Annotated in this window: 11 protein-coding genes and 1 pseudogene; 7 read left to right on the top strand and 5 right to left on the bottom strand. The window is 76.7% G+C overall.

Going from position 1 to position 16155, the window contains the following annotated elements:
- Nucleotides 1–72 precede the first annotated feature (72 nt).
- Nucleotides 73–435 carry an ACT domain-containing protein gene (locus tag B8281_RS12965; RefSeq protein ID WP_085388762.1) on the top strand — a complete coding sequence of 121 codons (363 nt, stop codon included), beginning with the start codon at nt 73–75 and terminating at the stop codon, nt 433–435.
- 54 nt (nt 436–489) lie between these two features.
- A complete protein-coding gene (locus tag B8281_RS12960) occupies nt 490–996 on the top strand; it encodes a hypothetical protein (protein WP_157446633.1) in 507 nt (168 codons plus the stop codon).
- Between the two features lie 66 nt (nt 997–1062).
- Here the strand turns inward: B8281_RS12960 and B8281_RS12955 are convergent, their stop codons facing one another.
- Genes B8281_RS12955 through B8281_RS12935 form a run of 5 tightly spaced genes read right to left on the bottom strand, consistent with a single transcriptional unit; the run spans nt 1063 to nt 9547 of the window.
- Nucleotides 1063–1698, bottom strand: coding sequence for a GNAT family N-acetyltransferase (locus tag B8281_RS12955; RefSeq protein ID WP_085387932.1), 636 nt, complete (start codon nt 1696–1698; stop codon nt 1063–1065).
- Nucleotides 1695–3914 carry a penicillin acylase family protein gene (locus B8281_RS12950; protein ID WP_085387931.1) on the bottom strand — a complete coding sequence of 740 codons (2220 nt, stop codon included), beginning with the start codon at nt 3912–3914 and terminating at the stop codon, nt 1695–1697. The genes B8281_RS12955 and B8281_RS12950 overlap by 4 nt, the downstream gene beginning before the upstream one ends.
- 1 nt (nt 3915) lies before the next feature.
- Entirely contained in the window at nt 3916–6426 is a 2511-nt protein-coding gene (locus tag B8281_RS12945; RefSeq protein WP_085387930.1) for a GNAT family N-acetyltransferase, read from the bottom strand.
- Complete coding sequence (locus B8281_RS12940) at nt 6423–7985, bottom strand: lysine N(6)-hydroxylase/L-ornithine N(5)-oxygenase family protein (RefSeq protein ID WP_085387929.1); 1563 nt, start codon at nt 7983–7985, stop codon at nt 6423–6425. The genes B8281_RS12945 and B8281_RS12940 overlap by 4 nt, the downstream gene beginning before the upstream one ends.
- The gene (locus tag B8281_RS12935) at nt 7982–9547 is read right to left on the bottom strand and encodes a pyridoxal-dependent decarboxylase (protein WP_085387928.1); all 1566 of its coding nucleotides are present in this window, start codon (nt 9545–9547) and stop codon (nt 7982–7984) included. The genes B8281_RS12940 and B8281_RS12935 overlap by 4 nt, the downstream gene beginning before the upstream one ends.
- A gap of 183 nt (nt 9548–9730) precedes the next feature.
- On the opposite strand from B8281_RS12935, the gene B8281_RS12930 reads away from it, so the two are divergent.
- From B8281_RS12930 to B8281_RS20120, 5 genes and pseudogenes are all read left to right on the top strand, one after another.
- Nucleotides 9731–11407: an FAD-dependent oxidoreductase gene (locus B8281_RS12930; protein ID WP_043656867.1), complete on the top strand. Its 1677-nt coding sequence runs from the start codon at nt 9731–9733 to the stop codon at nt 11405–11407.
- An 83-nt stretch (nt 11408–11490) separates the two neighbouring features.
- A complete protein-coding gene (locus tag B8281_RS12925) occupies nt 11491–13083 on the top strand; it encodes an ATP-binding protein (RefSeq protein WP_232322565.1) in 1593 nt (530 codons plus the stop codon).
- Entirely contained in the window at nt 13080–14408 is a 1329-nt protein-coding gene (locus tag B8281_RS12920) for a low temperature requirement protein A (RefSeq protein ID WP_085387927.1), read from the top strand. The genes B8281_RS12925 and B8281_RS12920 overlap by 4 nt, the downstream gene beginning before the upstream one ends.
- 273 nt (nt 14409–14681) lie before the next feature.
- Entirely contained in the window at nt 14682–15155 is a 474-nt protein-coding gene (locus tag B8281_RS12915) for an HNH endonuclease (protein WP_085387926.1), read from the top strand.
- Nucleotides 15156–15367: 212 nt separating this feature from the next.
- Nucleotides 15368–16132, top strand: a pseudogene (locus B8281_RS20120) (hypothetical protein); the annotation flags it as partial.
- Nucleotides 16133–16155: the final 23 nt, after the last annotated feature.

Below are 16155 nucleotides of genomic sequence, written 5' to 3'. Positions count from 1 at the left end.
CCGCCCTCGTCCGGCGAGCGGCCCGTCGTCTCGCCACGCCCCGGTGTGGGCGCCCGCCGCTACCGTGCGGCCATGACCTCGCTCGACCTGCACGTCGTCCCCGACCGCTTCCTGCTCGGCCACGTCCCGGGCGCCACGTTCCCCGAGGACGACGAGTGGGTCGCGCTCGTGCGCGCCCCCGAAGGGCTCACGGTCGTGCGGCACGCCTCGCCGTTCGACGACGCCGAGCGGTGGGCGGGCTTCTACGGCTCGGCCCACGGGCTGGAGACGTCGGGCGTGCTCGCGTCCGTCGTCGGGCCGCTGGGCGAGGCGGGCGTGCCGGTGTTCGTCGCGTCCACGTTCCACGCGGACCTCGTGCTGATCCCGGAGGTGCGGCTCGAGCAGGCCACCCGGGTGCTGCGCGACGCCGGGCACGCGGTCGCCGCTCCTCGGTGACCCCGGGGCGCCGCCCGTCGTCGTGCCTGGCCCCTGCACCGTTAGCATGCGCGGATGCGAGCGCGAGGGTGGGTGGCGGCAGCGGCCGTGGTGCTGAGCACGGCGGTCCTGGTCGGGTGCGGGTCCGGCGGTGCCGGCCCGACGGACGGGACCGAGGAACCGGAGGCGGCGAGCAGCGCTGCGCCGTCGCCCGCCACGGACGCCCCGGCGCAGGACGGCGCCCCGGACGACGCCGCGACCTGCGTCGCCTACAGCGACGTCATGACGATCGTGGAGAACGCCGACCTCGGCCTCGCCGACGGCCGCATGGCGGAGCAGGAGCGGGACGGCTGGTACGAGCTCGCCACCCGCGTGCTCGGCCGCCTGCCGTCCGGCGGGGACAGCGCCGTGCAGACGGCGGTCGGCGACCTCCAGGCGGCCGCGCCGGCCGTCGCGGTCGGGACGTTCGCCGAGTCGACCGGGGTGGGGTCCCCGGAGTGGTCGCAGGCCCAGGCTGACCTCGGCGACGCGTGCGAGGCGCTCGGGACTCCGCTGACGATCGCCCCCTTCACCGGCGGCTGACCCGACGCCCGGCCGCCGCGCCACCGCGCGCGGGGACCGCGGCACCGCGCTCGGCGGCGCAGCCGGTCACTCCAGCGCCGCTGCCCTCTCCGCCTGGTCGAGCAGGTCGCGCGCGCGGTCGCGCGACAGGAACGCGAGGAGGGCGTCCTTCTCCCCCACGCGCACCCGCTCGGCGACCTCGAAGCCGAGGGCCCGCATCCGGGCGTGCGCCCGCTCGTTCGCCGCGTCCGGCTCGACGACGATCCGGTCCACCCGCGGGTCGGCGAGGCAGAACGCGACGACCAGCGGACCGACGGCGGCCCACAGGTCCGCCCCGCGCGGGCCGCGCCCGCCGAGCAGGAAGTGCAGCCCGACGTCGCCCGGCGCCACCGCGTACGCCTCCCCGACGGGGTCGTGCTCCGGCTCGTAGGTCTGCAGGAGCGCGACCGGAGCGTCGTCCCACCGCACGAGGAACGCGTGGTGCGTCGGCAGCGAGCCGACGTAGGCGTACAGGTCCCGCAGCTCCGTCCGGGACAGGTCCCCGAGGCCCCAGAAACGGGCCCACGGCCGGGTCACCCAGGCGTGCAGCACGTCGAGGTCCGCGTCCGGGTCGAGGACGCGCAGCGTCAGGCGGCCGCCGCCCGGCGCGTGGTGCGTGAGGAGCAGCTCCCCGGGCGCGCCGGTGGGCAGGCGGCCGGGGGCGGGCAGGTCGGTCGCGGTCATCGGGTCTCCTCGTGGCGCAGCAGGGCCCAGTCGGTCACGACGGGCACGGTCTCGGCGTCGGCCCAGGCGGCGAGCCGGTCGGTGAAGTGGGGCGAGCGCGGGTCGCCGCTCGCGCCGAACGGCACGCCCCAGCGGCTCGCGTCCCGGTCGGCGAGGTCCCACACCCAGCGCGCGACCGACCCGCGCACGCACACGTCGCTGACCCCCGGCACGCTCGCGGTGCAGCGCACGGTGTCCGTGTCGCCCCCGAGCGGCACGTCCGGCACGCGCGGGACCGGCGCGCCCGGCACGTCGAGGAGCACGTGCAGCCCGAGCACGCGGTGGGTGTCGCCCCACACCGGGACCGGGCCCGACGCGTCGTCCCGCGCCCGCACGACGTCGGCGAGCGCGGCCCACGCGAGCGCGGCGCCGTCGATCCCGAGCCACGCGGCGCCGAGGAGCGCGGGCAGCGCGTCGGCGACGCGCGCGGTGACCGACAGCCACGGCGCGAAGACCGGGTCGAGGCCGTGGGGCGCGTGCAGCGGCGCGAGCGCGGGGTGCGCCGCGACCCGGCCGACCAGCGCGCCGCGCCAGGCCGCGAAGAGCGCAGCGTCGGCGCTGTCCGCGTCCATGCGGCGGTCCCACGCGCGCAGCCGCGCCGCCGCGTGGACCGTCGCGGGGTCGGGACGCGCGGTCGTGCTGTCGTCGGCCCCGGCCTCGTCGCCCGAGGCGTAGGCGTCGCGGTCGAGCCACCCGAGCAGGTCGTCCGCGCCGCCGAGCAGCGTGTCCGCGTGGACGCGCGACTGGTCCGCCGCGGTCGCGTCGTCACCCGCGGCCGCGAGGAGCGCCCGGATCCGGCGGGCGCGGTGCGGCGGGGCGTACGTGCGGCCCAGGTCGAGGTCGGGCCGCGCGGGCCGCTCGTTCGCGTCGACCGCGACGTCGGCGACGACCACGGGCGGGGGCGGCACGACCCACGGGCGGGCGCGCCCGGCGTCGGCCCACCCCGGCAAAGGCAGCGTGCGCTCGGTCGGGTCGCGGCGGGGCACGCGCCCCGCCGTCACCGACAGCACCGTCGCGCGGTCCGCCGCCAGCACGCGGTCCACCGGGTCGACCCACGTCGCGAACGCGTCCGTGACGTCGCGCGCGGACCCGGCCCGCAGGAGCCGTCGCCACGCGGCGACCCCGAGGTCGGCGTCCACGCGTGCGGGCAGGCGCACCGCGAACGTCCGGCCCGGGTCGTCGGGCCCGCCCGTGACGACGACGCCGCGCGCCGTCTCGATCGTCTCCACGCGGTGCTCGACCGGTCCGCCCGGCGCGCGCACGCGGATCGCGGCGACGACGACGTCCGCCGGCTCCGGACCGTCCGGCCCCTCCGCGACGACACCGCCGTCCGTGGTGCGGTGCAGCCGCTCCGCGACGACGTCCACCTGGTGCGCCATCGCGTTCGTCACGCCCCACGCCGCCGCGCCCGCGTGCCCGAAGTGCGGGACCCCCGGGACGCCCGGGAATGCGAGCCCGACGACGTCGTACGCGTCGCACGCCAGGCGCACCTGCTGGTAGACGCCCGGCAGCTCCAGGAGGCGGTGCGGGTCGCCCGCGAGCAGCGGCGCCCCGCCGCGCGTGCGCGCGCCCGCGAACGCCCACGCGTTCGACCCCGAGCCGGGGCCGCCGTCGACGGCGAGCAGGTCGAGCACCGTGGTGAGGGGAACGTCGGGCCGGGAGCGCGCGACCTCGGCCCCGAGCGTGCGCGCGACGTGGTCGCGCCACAGCACGTGCGGGAAGCCGGAGAACAGGACGTGCGCGACGAGGAAGACGCCGAGCGGCGCCCACGCGGGCCACGGCTCGTGCGGCGGCAGGTCGCCCCCTCCGGGCCAGGCCGCGTCGGCGAGGGCGTGCATCTCGGGCACGTCGCGCCCGCGCTCGAGACCGTCGTTCACGCCCGCGGTGTACGCGTCGACCCAGACGCGGTCGTCGTCCGCGAGCGCCGCGTAGGCGCGGCGCGCGGTGTCGGCGAGGCGGACGCGGTGGGCGAACCGGTCCCACGCGAGGCCCGGCTCGCCCAGGCGCTCGGCGAGCCGCCCCTCGGCGCGCCACCGGTCGACCTCGATCTGCCAGCCGCGGTCGACCGCGGTGACGTACCCCTGGCCGCGCGCGAGCGCGAGCTCGTCGGCGGCCCGCACGTGCGGGACGCCCCACGCGTCGCGGTGCACGGAGAACCCGCCGGGGTTCGCCGTCACGTCAGCCCTCCCGCGCGGCAGGGTTGGCGAGCGTACCCGCGTACAGCAGGGACGCGGACTGGTCGGCGAGGTCGACCATCTGGAGCGTGTTGCGCAGCTGGAGGCGGTTGAGGCACGAGTGCGCGAACCGCGGGGCGCGCAGGTCGACGCCGCCGCGCAGGTCCGGGTGGTCGGCGCGGTGGGCGTCGAGGCACTCGGCGACGAGGCGCCAGAACCGGTCCTCGGGCAGCACGCCGTCGCCGTGGAGGATCGCGGCGAGGTGGCGCAGGACGCCGTCGAACACGTCGGTGAAGATCGCGAGCGCCTTCTCCTCGTCGTCGACGTCGGCGCGCACACGCTCGACGCCGGGCGGGAGCGGCGCGTCGCCGAGGACGGCGATCTCCTCGCCGACGTCCTTCATGACCGCGCGCACCACGACGTGGTCACGGAGCACGAGGATGAGGTTCTCGCCGTGCGGCATGAACGCGAGGTCGTGCGCGAGGAGCGCGTGGGCGAGCGGGCGCAGGTAGGCGTCGAGGTAGGCGCGCACCCAGTCGGCGGGGTCGAGCCCGGAGGCGCGCACGAGGGCGGTCGCGTGCGCGGCGCCGTCGAGGTCGCGGTGCAGGAGCGCGGCCATGGTGGCGAGGCGCTCCCCGGGCGCGGTGCGCGGCACGGGGCTCTCGCGCCACAGGGCGGCGAGCATCTTGCGGTGCGGGGACGGCGTGGCGGTGCGGTGGTAGACGTCGCCGGTGTACCCGATCGAGGCGAGCTCGCGCAGCACGGTGAACCCGCGGCCGCCGAGCTCCGGGTCGGCGGCGACGAGGTCGGCGACCCAGTCGTTGATGGCGGGGGTGTCGCGCATGTACGCGGGCGACAGCCCGCGCAGGAACCCCATGTTCTGGATCGCGAGCGCGACCTTGACGTAGTGGCGGCCGGGCCGGGTGAGGTTGAACAGGGTGCGGATCGACTGCTGCGGCTGGTACTCGTCGGCGCCCGGCCCGAGCGGGACGAGGTCGCCGCGCGCGACGTCGGCCGCGAACGTGATGGGCACGCGGTGCTCCCACTGCCACGGGTGCACGGGCAGGTAGAGGTAGTCGGCCGGGTCGAGGCCGCGCGCGGCGAGCCGCTCGGCGAACGCGGCGCGCTCGTCGGGCGTGAGCTCGGCCCCGTAGTGCGTCTCCTCGTCGAGCCCCGCACCGAGCGCGAGGTGGGTGTGCTCGCGCCGCGCGGCGAGCCACAGCAGCCGCACGCGGCCCCCGTTCTCGGGCGCGTACGCGCGGTACTCCGCGAGGCCGAACCCGATGCGCCCGTTGTTCGCGACGAACCCCGGGTGCCCCTCCGTCATCGCCGCCTCGACCTGCTGGAACGACGCGCCGAGGAGGTCGGTGGCGCTCGGCCCGCCGGTGCGCTCGTACCGCTCGAGCTTCGCCGTCGCGCTCGCGAGCGTGGACGACACCTCCTCGAGGTAGGTGGCGAGCAGGTCGTCGGGGATGCGCAGGTCGGGCTGGAGCTCGACGACGAGGTCGAGCGCGTCGACCGGCAGCTCGCGCCGCGCGCCCGTGCCGCCCGGACCCACGGGGTCGCCCGCGTCGCCCGGCCGGCCCGCCGTGGCGTGCCCGGCCGTCGTGGTGCGCCGGATCGACGCCTCGTCGAGCACCCAGTGCTCGAGCGCGTACCGCCGCGCGACGAACCGGTACTCCACCGAGCCGTCCGCGACGGGCAGCACGTACTGCCCCGGCCCGTCGGCCTCGACCGGCCAGACCTCCGCGCGCGGCGCGAGCAGCCGCTCGTGGGTGAGCTCGGCGATCGTCTTGGCGACGAGGTGGCGGTGCGCGCGCTCGGCGAGGCCGGGGCGCAGGTGCGGCGCGTGGTCGACGCCGTCGCCCAGCGGGCTCGCGTCGAGGTCGGCGCGCGTCGCGACGGCGAGGTGCGCCGTCTTGCCGGGCAGCTCCACCTCGCGCAGCACGCGGAACCCGGCCGCGGCGTTCTTCGCCGCGATCGCGGCGTTGCGCACGTCCGGCTCGACGACGACGCGGCGGGCGCCACACCCCGCGGGGTCGAGGCAGAACCGCACGACGGCGCCCATCACCGCCGAGGTGAACCCGCCGCGCGCGGGACCGGCCGGGGGCGCGACGAGCAGGTGCATCCCGACGTCTCCCGGCTCCAGCAGGGCGACGGCCGCGGGGACGTCGGCGAGCGTGACGCGCGCCGGGTCGTACGTCTCCACGAGGAACGACGGCACGCCGTCGACCCGGCCGAGCCACGCGTCCTGGTGCGGGTCGGCGCGGACCCCGGCGAGGTAGTCCCGCACGCCGTCGACGTCGAGGTGGCCCAGCTGCCAGAACGCCGAGCGGGGGTGCGCGAGCCAGCCCTGCACGAGCGCGGCGTCGCGCACCGGGTCGACCGCCTCGAACGAGACGTCCGCACGGCCGCTGCCGAGCCGGACCCGCACCGCGAAGGCGGCGCCCGGGCCCGCGCTCGTCGCCGGGGCGGGCGACGGCGCGGCCGCCGTCGTCACGGTGGGGGCGCTCATCGGGCCTCCCCTGCCGTGCGCCCGGCCGCCGCGGCGGACGCCGCGGCGTCCGCGGTGCGCGACGCGGTCGAGGGCGGGGCGGCCGCGGGACCGACGTCGTCGGGCAGGCCGAACGTCTGGAACGCGATGCGCTCCTCCACCGGGTACACCTCGCGGCCCGTGACGGTGCGCAGCACGACGGCGTTGCGCCACGCGGCGAACCCGAGGTCCGGGGCGGTGATGCCGTGCGTGTGCTCCTCGCCGTTGAGCACGTGGACGCGGCGCGCGTCGTCGACCGTGTAGTCGCGCGCGACGTCGAACCGCCCGAGCTCGTCGAACCGGAGCAGGTGGCGCACCGGGTCGAGGAACGCCGGGACGGAGGCGGCGTAGCCGGTCGCGACGACGAGCGCGCGCGTGCGACGCTCGACCTCCCGCCCGAGCTGCGCGTGCCGCAGCCGCAGCACGTACTCCCCGGCCGGGCCTGCCGCGTCGGGCTGCCCGGCGGCGCCCGTGTCGTCGCGCCCGCGGACGGCCGGCTCGTACCGCGCGGCGACGACCTCGGTGTCGGTGAGCAGCGTCGTCGGCACCGGGCGGTCCAGGCTCAGGCGGTACAGCGCGTCGTAGATCTCGTCCACGAGGTCGCCGCTGATCCCCTTGTACAGGCCCCGCTGCTCGCGGCCGAGGAGCTGGCGCAGCTCGAGCGGCAGCGCGTGGAAGTGGTCGGTGTACTCCGGCGACGTCATCTCGAGCGTGAGCTTCGTGTACTCCATGGGGAAGAAGCGCGGCGAGCGCGTCACCCAGTCGAGCCGGTAGCCGGGGCGCCGCGCGTCGCCGTGCACGCCGTCGAGCAGGTCGCGGTAGACCTCGGCGGCCGACTGGCCGCTGCCCACGACCGTGACCGAGCCCGCGGCCGCGAGCGCGTCGCGGTGCGGCAGGTACTGCGCGCTGTGCACGAGCGGCCCGGCACCCGGGTGCTCGCCGCGCGCGATTTCGTCCGCGAGCGCCCGCAGCGCGGGCGGCAGCACCGGTGACGTGCCGACGCCGAGCACGAGGTGGCGACCCCGGTGCTCCTCGGTACCGGTCACGCTCCCGTCGGGGGCGAGCGTCTCGGCGCGCACGACGAACGCGTCGGCGGCCGGGTCGTGCTCGACGGCGACGACGCGCCGCGACCAGCGCAGCGAGCCCAGGCGGGCCGCGACCCAGCGGCAGTACGCGTCGTACTCGGCGCGCAGCGGGTAGAACGACTCCCGGATGTAGAACGGGTAGAGCCGGCCCGTGGCCTTGAGGAACGCGAGGAACGAGTACGGCGAGGTCGGGTCCGCCATGGTGACGAGGTCGGCGAGGAACGGGACCTGGATCGTCGCGCCCTCGATCATCATGCCGGGGTGCCAGCGGAACTCGGGCGCGGCGTCGAGGAACACGGCGTCGACGTCGTCGAGGGGCGCGGACAGCGCGGCGAGGCCGAGGTTGAACGGCCCGATCCCCACGCCGACGACGTCGCGCACGCGCGCCGGGTCGTGGGGCGCCGGGTCGTGGGGCGCTCGGGCGGGGCCGCTCGTCGTGCGAGCAGTCGTGGTCATCGGGTCACCGCCCCGGCGGTCGCGAGGGACGCCACGAGGTCCGCGGCGTGCGTCGCGACGTCGTCGTCGTGCAGCAGCTCGTCGCGCTCGACGAGCGCCTGGGCGGTCGTGCGCACGAGGTCGAGCACGTGGCGCACGTCCGCGAGCGTCACGGTCGGGTTGAGCAGCGTGAGCTTGAGGCACGGGACGCCGTCGAGCACGGTCTTGGCGACCACCGCGCGACCGGACTCGAACAGCACGCGCCGCACGAGCGGCACGAGGCGGTCCGCGTGCGCCGCGGACAGCTCCGGCGGCTCGTAGCGGAACAGGACCGTGGACAGGTCCGTGCGGCCGAGCACGCGCAGCTCGGGGTCGTCCGCGAGGTCGGCGTGCACCTGCGCGCCGAGCTCGCACACGGCGTCGACCATCGCGCCGACCCCGCCGGGGCCGAGCGCGCGCAGCGTGGTCCAGAGCTTGAGCGCGTCGAAGCGGCGCGTCGTCTGGAGCGACACGTCGACCTGGTTCGGTTCGGCGTTCTCGCGCGGGTTGAGGTAGTCCGCGTGGTGCGCGACGCGCTCCAGGTCGGCGCGCTCGCGCACGAGCAGCGCGCTCGCGGACACGGGCTGGAAGAACGCCTTGTGGTAGTCGACGGTCACCGACCGCGAACGCTCGATGCCGTCGAGCAGGTGCCGGCGCGTCGGGGACACGAGGAGGCCGCACCCGTAGGCGGCGTCGACGTGCAGCCACACGTCGGCCGCGTCGCACACGTCTGCGACCGCGGCGAGCGGGTCGACACAGCCGCGGTCGGTCGTGCCGGCGGTCGCGACGACCGCCATGACCACGTCGCCCGCGGCGCGCACCGCGGCGACGGCGGCCGCGAGCGCCGCGGGCACGACACGCCCGTCGGCGTCGGCCTCGACCCGCACGACCGCGTCGTCGGCGAGGCCGAGCAGCAGGGCCGAGCGCGCGACGCTGAAGTGGCTGGATCCCGCGGCCAGGACGCGCAGGCGCGGCAGGACGGCCGAGCGTCCGAGCCCGTCGCGGGCCGCGCGCTCGACGGCGCGCTCGCGGGCGAGGAAGAGCGCGTGGAGGTTGGACTGGGTGCCGCCCGACGTGAGGACGCCGTCGCCGGCGGCGTAGCCGACGCGGCCCGCGGTCCAGGCGACGAGGCGGCGCTCCATGAGGGTCGCGACGGTCGACTGGTCGTAGGTGTCGACGGACGTGTTGATCGCGGCGAGCAGAGCCTCGGCGCCGACGGCGGGCAGCGCGACCGGGCAGTTGAGGTGCGCGGCGTAGGCGGGGTGGTGGAACCACACGGCGTGGGTCGCGTAGAGGTCGGCGGCCTCGCGCAGCGCCGCGTCGGTCCCGACGCCGGGGCCGTCGAGGTCGGCGGCGTCGACGAGCGCGGCCAGGTGCGTGCGGCTCGCGCCGGACCAGGGCTGGTCGACGGCGGCCACGCGCGCGGCGACGTCGTCCACCACGGCGTGCAGGGTGCTCGCGTAGGCGCCCGCGGTCGCGCCGGTGAGCAGCGCGGGGGCGGTCGGGGTACCGTGCGCGGGCGCGCCGGATCGTGCTGAGAGCATGCGAGGCTCCAGGACGGGGAGAGGACCGCCACGGACCGCGGCGGGGCAACCTGAGGTTTGCCTTGCCTAACCTAGCGCAGCGCGGTCTCGCGTCAAGAGTGACCTGCACCACGTCCGCCGTGGACGCGCGGCCACGGCGGGGAGAGGATGGCAGTCGCCCGTCCTGGTGCCCGAGGAGGCCGTGTGGAACCCACCGTCGCGACGACCCGCCCCGCCCTCGTCACCGTGGACGACGACCCCGGGGTCTCGCGCGCGGTCGCGCGCGACCTGCGCCGCCGCTACGGCGACCGGTACCGGATCGTGCGTGCCGAGTCCGGTGCGGAGACGCTCGCGGCGCTGCGCGAGCTCGCGCTGCGCGGCGAGGACGTGGCCGTCGTCCTCGCCGACCACCGCATGCCCGGCATGACGGGCGTCGAGCTGCTCGAGCAGGCGATGGACCTCTTCCCCGCGGCGCGGCGCGTCCTGCTCACCGCCTACGCGGACACCGAGGCCGCGATCGAGGCGATCAACGTCGTCGACCTCGACTACTACCTGCTCAAGCCGTGGGACCCGCCCGAGGAGAAGCTCTACCCCGTCGTGGACGCCCAGCTCGAGGCGTGGTCCGCGACCGACCGGCGCCGGCCCGCCGAGACCGTCGTCGTCGGGCACCGGTGGTCGGCGCGCTCGTCGCAGGTGCGCGAGTTCCTCGCGCGCAACCGCGTCCCCTACCGGTGGTACCCGTCCGAGTCCGCCGAGGGGTCGCGCCTGCTCACGGCCGCGCAGGCCGACGGCGAGACCCTCCCCCTCGTCGTCACGCCCGAGGGCGAGCCCCTCGTCGCGCCCGACGACGCGACGCTCGCCGAGCGCGTCGGGCTCGCCACGCGCCCCGCGGCCGACTTCTACGACCTCGTCGTCGTGGGCGGCGGGCCCGCGGGGCTCAGCGCGGCGCTGTACGGGGCGTCGGAAGGGCTGCGCACGGTGCTCGTCGAGCGCACCGCGACCGGCGGCCAGGCCGGCCAGAGCTCGCGCATCGACAACTACCTCGGCTTCCCCGACGGGATCTCGGGCGCCCAGCTCGCCGAGCGCGCGCGCCGCCAGGCCGTGCGGTTCGGCGCCGAGATCGTCACGACGCGCGACGCCGTCGAGCTCGACGTCGACGGCCCGGCGCGCTCGGTGCGGTTCCCCGACGGCACGTCGATCGACGCGCACACCGTCATCCTCGCGTCCGGCGTCTCCTACCGGCTGCTCGACGGCCCGGGCCTCGCCGACCTCGTGGGCCGCGGCGTCTTCTACGGCTCGGCGCTCACCGAGGCGTCCGCGTGCCAGGACCAGGAGGTGTACGTCGTCGGGGGCGCGAACTCCGCCGGGCAGGCGGCGCTCTACCTCGCGCGCGAGGCCAAGCAGGTCACGCTCGTCGTGCGCGGCGACTCGCTCGCCCGGTCCATGTCGTCCTACCTCGTCGAGCAGGTCGAGGCCCACCCGCGCGTGCGGGTCCTCACCCGCACGGAGGTCGTCGCGGCGTCGGGCGACGACCACCTGGAGCACCTCGAGCTGCGCGACCTCGACGCCGGCACGACGTCGCGCGTCGAGTGCGGGTGGGCGTTCGTGTTCATCGGCGCCGCGCCCCGCACCGACTGGCTCGACGGCGTCGTCGCGCGCGACCCCCGCGGGTTCGTGCTCGCGGGACCCGACCTCCTGCACGACGGCGCCCCGCCCGCCGGGTGGACGCTCGACCGCCCGCCCTACCACCTGGAGACGTCCGTGCCCGGCGTGTTCGCCGCCGGGGACGTGCGCGCGGAGTCGGCCAAGCGCGTCGCGTCCGCCGTCGGCGAGGGCGCGATGGCCGTCATGCTCGTCCACCGCTACCTCGAACAGCTCTGACCCCGACCCGCCACGCTCCCGCCGACACAGCACCGACGACACAGCCCCGACGACACAGCCCCGACCGACCCGGAGGCGACACCGTGACCAGCACCGAGGACCCCACCACGACCCCGCCCGCGGGCGGCGCGAGCACCGCGCCCGGCACCACCGCGCCCACCACCCCACCCACCACCAGGCCCGGCACCGCCGCGGCCGCCGCCGCGCGCGGCTGGCTGCCGTGCGACGTCGACGAGCTGCGCGCCACGTTCCTGTTCGAGCACCTCACGGACGACCAGCTCGCCTGGCTGTGCGCGACCGGGCACGTCGAGCGGCACGACGCAGGCTGGCTCTTCCACGAGGGCGCGCCCGCCGAGGCGTTCTACGTGCTGCTCGACGGCGGCGTCGCGCTCTACCGGCGCGTCGGCGAGGACGAGGTCGAGGTCTCGCGCACCCGTCAGGTCGGGGTCTACCTCGGCGCCTGGAACGCCTACCTCGGCGACCGGCTGCCCCAGACCTACCTCCACTCGGCGCGCGCGCTCGAGCCCTCGCGCTTCTTCGTGCTCGCGGCGCCCGACTTCGCCAAGCTCATGACCGAGTGGTTCCCCATGGCGGTGCACCTGCTCGAGGGCGTGTTCTGGGGCACGCGCGACGCGCAGCAGCTCGTCGGGCAGCGCGAGCGGCTGCTCGCGCTCGGGTCCCTGTCCGCGGGCCTCACCCACGAGCTCAACAACCCGGCCGCCGCCGCCGTGCGCGCCACCGGGACCCTGCGCGAGCGCGTCGCGGCCATGCGGCACAAGCTCGCGCTCATCGCCGACGGCCCCTACGACCGCGCCACGCTCGCCGAGCTGATCCGGCTCCAGGAGGAGGCGCTCGAGCGGTACGCGGACACGCGCACCGCGGACGCCGTCGGCGCCCTGGAGACCTCCGACCTCGAGGACCGCCTCACCGACTGGCTCGACGAACACGGCCTGCCCGAGGGGTGGCGGGTCTCCCCCGCGCTCGTCCAGGCCGGCATCGACGAGCCGTGGCTCGACCGCGTCGCCGGACGGGTCGACGCCGGCGCGCTCACCGGCGCGGTGAGCTGGCTCGCGTACACCATCGAGACCGAGCAGCTCATGGCCGAGATCGAGGACGCCACCGTGCGCATCTCCTCCCTCGTCGGGGCCGCCCGCCAGTACTCCCAGCTCGACCGGGCGCCCTTCCGGCCCGTGGACCTGCGCGAGCTGCTCGACTCCACCCTGACGATGCTCGACCACACCCTCGACGGCATCGACGTCGTGCGTCGCTACGACCCCGACCTGCCCCCCGTGCCCGTGTACGCCGCCGAGCTCAACCAGGTGTGGACCAACCTCGTCGAGAACGCCGCGCAGGCGATGGCCGGCACCGGCACCCTCACCGTGACCACCCGGCGCGTCGACGACCACGCCGAGGTCGAGGTCACCGACACCGGCCCCGGGATCCCCGACGCCGTGCGCCCGCGCATCTTCGAGCCGTTCTTCACGACGAAGCCCGTCGGGCAGGGCACCGGGCTCGGTCTCGACATCTCGTGGCGCATCGTCGTCAACAAGCACCACGGCGACCTCGCCGTGACGTCCGTGCCGGGCGACACGCGGTTCGTCGTGCGGCTCCCGCTCGAACCCGCGCCCGTCCCCACCTCGCCCACCTCGCCCGACGCGCCCGACGGCCGCCCGTGACGGCCGCCCCCGCGGCGGGGACCTCGCCCGTCGGCGAGGAGCGCCACGCCTCCTGGCTCGAGCTGTTCTTCGACCTCGTCGTCGTCGCGGGCATCGGCATGCTCGCCCACCTCCTCCAGGAGGACCACGACGGCGGCGGGCTCGCGCTGTACGTCGTGGCGTACACGGCCTTCTGGCTCGTGTGGGCGTGCTTCACGACGTACGGCAACGTCGCGGGAGAGGGCGCGCGGTCCCTGCCGATCCTCGCCGGGATGGCCGCGCTCGCCGTGATGATCGCCGCCGTCCCCGGCATCCACGACGAGCACGCCCGGGCGTTCGCCGTCGCCTACGTCGTGGGCCGCCTCGTGGCCGCACGCCCGTGGCGGCGCACGACCGTCGTCGTGGACCTGCCCGTCGTGCAGGCGCTCGCCGGCGTCGTGCCGTGGGTCGTGTCGTGGTGGGCCGACGGCCAGACCCGGTACGTGCTGTGGGGCGTCGGCCTCGCGATCGACCTGCTGCTGCTCCTCACGCTCTCCGGCGAGCGGCTCGTGCGGCGCGCGCAGGAACGCCTCGACGAGGTCCGCGAGCGCCGGGGCCGGGGTCGTGCGCTCGGCGGCCGTCGTGCACGACCGGGCGCGCCGGACCGCGGGCGGCGGCGCGACCTGGAGGTCCCGACGACGGTCGACGCCGCCGCGAGCGACGTGCCCCACCTCGGCGAGCGGCTCGGGCTGTTCGTCATCATCGTGCTCGGCGAGGGCCTCATCCAGGCGATCGACGCCGCGAGCGAGGCCGAGTGGGACCGCACCCTGCTCGTAGCGGGCGCGGGGGCGTTCACCTTGCTGGTCGGGCTGTGGGCGCTCACGGTGCGCTCCGGGTACGCGGGCGTGGCGCTCCTGCGCCCGGCCGGCGTGCCGCCCCGGGTCGCGTGGTTCCTGCACCTCGTGACGACGGGGGCCCTCGCCACGCTCGCGGGCGCGCTCGGGGGCGTGCTGGACCGCCCGGCGCGCGCCCTCGAGCCGGCCGAGCTCGCGCTGCTCGTCGGGGCGTTCGCCGTCCACGGGCTGGTGTCCGCGGGCGTCCACGCGGTGCTGCGCGACGTCCGCACCGCGCTGGTCCTCGCCGTGCCCGTCGTGGCCGCGGGAGCGGTCGCCGCGCTCGCGGGCGGGTCGGTCTCGGCCGCCGGGCTCGTGTGGGTCCTGTCGGGCGCGCTGCTCGTCCAGCTCTCCGGTGCCGGGCGCGCGCACCGGCCGACGTCGGGCGACGCGGCGGGCACGCACCTCGGCACGGGGCCGGGCGCCGAGCCGGGCGCGGCGGCGTCGGAGACGGGCGCGCGGGACGACGCCTGACGCCGCGCGGGCGCAAAACCGTGGACGTCAGGGGCTCGCGGGCATAGCCTCGGGGCGTCCGGTCGACACCCGCCCGGACGCTCGACCATGACGACCGGTGAAGGGCAGGTGGACCCGCGTGACGCACGAGTGGTCCGTCGACCCGTCCCGAAGGGCGCTCCTCAGGTAGACGACGTGCGTCGTCCACCTGCAGAGCCGTCCTGGGGCACCGTCCTGGGGCGGCTCTCGTCGTCCCGGGGCACGGCACGCGAACGCACGACAGGAGGAGCGACGATGAGCGAGGTGGTCATCTACAACCTCGGCGGCAGCCAGGTGCTCGGCCGCGTGTCGTTGCGCCACGCGATCCGCATGCTGCACCGGCAGGTCGCCGAGGTGCTGGAGGCCGTCGAGGGCGAGACGTTCGGGCCCTACCAGCGGCCCCGGTCGGTCGCGCTCGTGCGGTACGTGCACGCGCGCTGGGTGTACGAGCGGCAGGGCCGCGTGCCGTACTCGCGCGCCGCGCTCCTGCGCCGCGACCGCTACCGGTGCGCGTACTACGGCGGCACCGCGACGACGATGGACCACGTCGTCCCGCGGTGCCAGGGCGGCACGACGACGTGGCTCAACGCCGTCGCCGCGTGCGAGCCGTGCAACGCGGCCAAGGGCGGGCGCACGCCCGAGCAGGCAGGCCTGTCGCTCCTGTCCAGACCGTTCGAGCCCGCGTTCCGCGACATCTACCCGTCGGCGCCCGCCCCGCGCAGACGCTGACGGGTCACCGGCCGGCGCGCCCGGCCGGCCACGGGCGGCCCGGCCGGTGGCGGTGACACCGGCCGGGCCGGCCGCCTGGTGCGGTCCTGCGACCGCGACCGCGACCGCGCCCGCGGCGGCGTCCGGGACACCGGCCGCGGCCCTCCCTCCTGGTGGAGCCGGTCCGCGCCGCGCACCCACCTCGGGTCCCGGGCCGCGCGAGGGAGCCCACGATGGCGACGGTCCGGATCGGGACGTTCAACGTCGAGAACCTGTTCGAGCGGCCGCGCGCGATGGCGGGCCCGCTGACCGCGGGGAACGCGGTCCTGGCGGCGCACGCCCGGGTCAACGCCCTGATCGCCGAGGAGCGGTACGGCCCCGACGCCCGCGCCGAGATCCTGGAGACGCTCGGCCTGCTGCGCGCCGACGCCGCCGCGCTCGCGGTGCTGCGCCAGGTGCGCGGGCGGCTCGTGCGCCGCACCGGGTCGCAGGCCGCCGGGACGGCCCGCACCGAGGTGGTCGCGACCGGGCGGGGCGACTGGGTCGGCTGGGTCGACCTCGTCAAGGACCGGGTCGACGAGCTCGCGATGGCCCACACGGCGCGCGTCGTGGCCGACGTCGGTGCCGACGTCCTCGCCGTCGTCGAGGCGGAGAGCCGCGTCGCGCTCAAGCGGTTCACCGACGCGGGCGTCACCCGCTCCGGGCGCGCGCTCTACCCGCACGTCATGGTCATCGACGGCAACGACGACCGCGGGATCGACGTCGGGCTGCTCACGCGGCGGCCCTACGAGATCGGGACGGTGCGCTCCCACGTCGACGACCGGGACTCGCGCGGACGCCTCGTCTTCGGTCGTGACTGCCCCGAGTACGTCGTCGTGCTGCCGGGCGGCGGCACGCTCACCGTGCTCGTCAACCACTTCAAGTCCAAGGGGTACGGGACGCAGGCCGAGTCGGACGCGACCCGGCGCCGCCAGGCGACCCGCACCACGGCGATCTACGCGGGCCTGCGCGCCCGCGGCGA

This window comes from Cellulosimicrobium sp. TH-20 (assembly GCF_002105775.1).
In the GTDB taxonomy this organism is placed as follows: Bacteria; Actinomycetota; Actinomycetes; order Actinomycetales; family Cellulomonadaceae; genus Cellulosimicrobium; species Cellulosimicrobium funkei.
This window is presented reverse-complemented; position numbering and strand designations above follow the sequence as displayed.

Coding starts and splice junctions, on each gene's coding strand:
- B8281_RS12965 (WP_085388762.1), top strand. CDS start 73: ATGACCTCGCTCGACCTGCACGTCGTCCCCGACCGCTTCCTGCTCGGC.
- B8281_RS12960 (WP_157446633.1), top strand. CDS start 490: ATGCGAGCGCGAGGGTGGGTGGCGGCAGCGGCCGTGGTGCTGAGCACG.
- B8281_RS12955 (WP_085387932.1), bottom strand. CDS start 1,698: ATGACCGCGACCGACCTGCCCGCCCCCGGCCGCCTGCCCACCGGCGCG.
- B8281_RS12945 (WP_085387930.1), bottom strand. CDS start 6,426: ATGAGCGCCCCCACCGTGACGACGGCGGCCGCGCCGTCGCCCGCCCCG.
- B8281_RS12940 (WP_085387929.1), bottom strand. CDS start 7,985: ATGACCACGACTGCTCGCACGACGAGCGGCCCCGCCCGAGCGCCCCAC.
- B8281_RS12935 (WP_085387928.1), bottom strand. CDS start 9,547: ATGCTCTCAGCACGATCCGGCGCGCCCGCGCACGGTACCCCGACCGCC.
- B8281_RS12915 (WP_085387926.1), top strand. CDS start 14,682: ATGAGCGAGGTGGTCATCTACAACCTCGGCGGCAGCCAGGTGCTCGGC.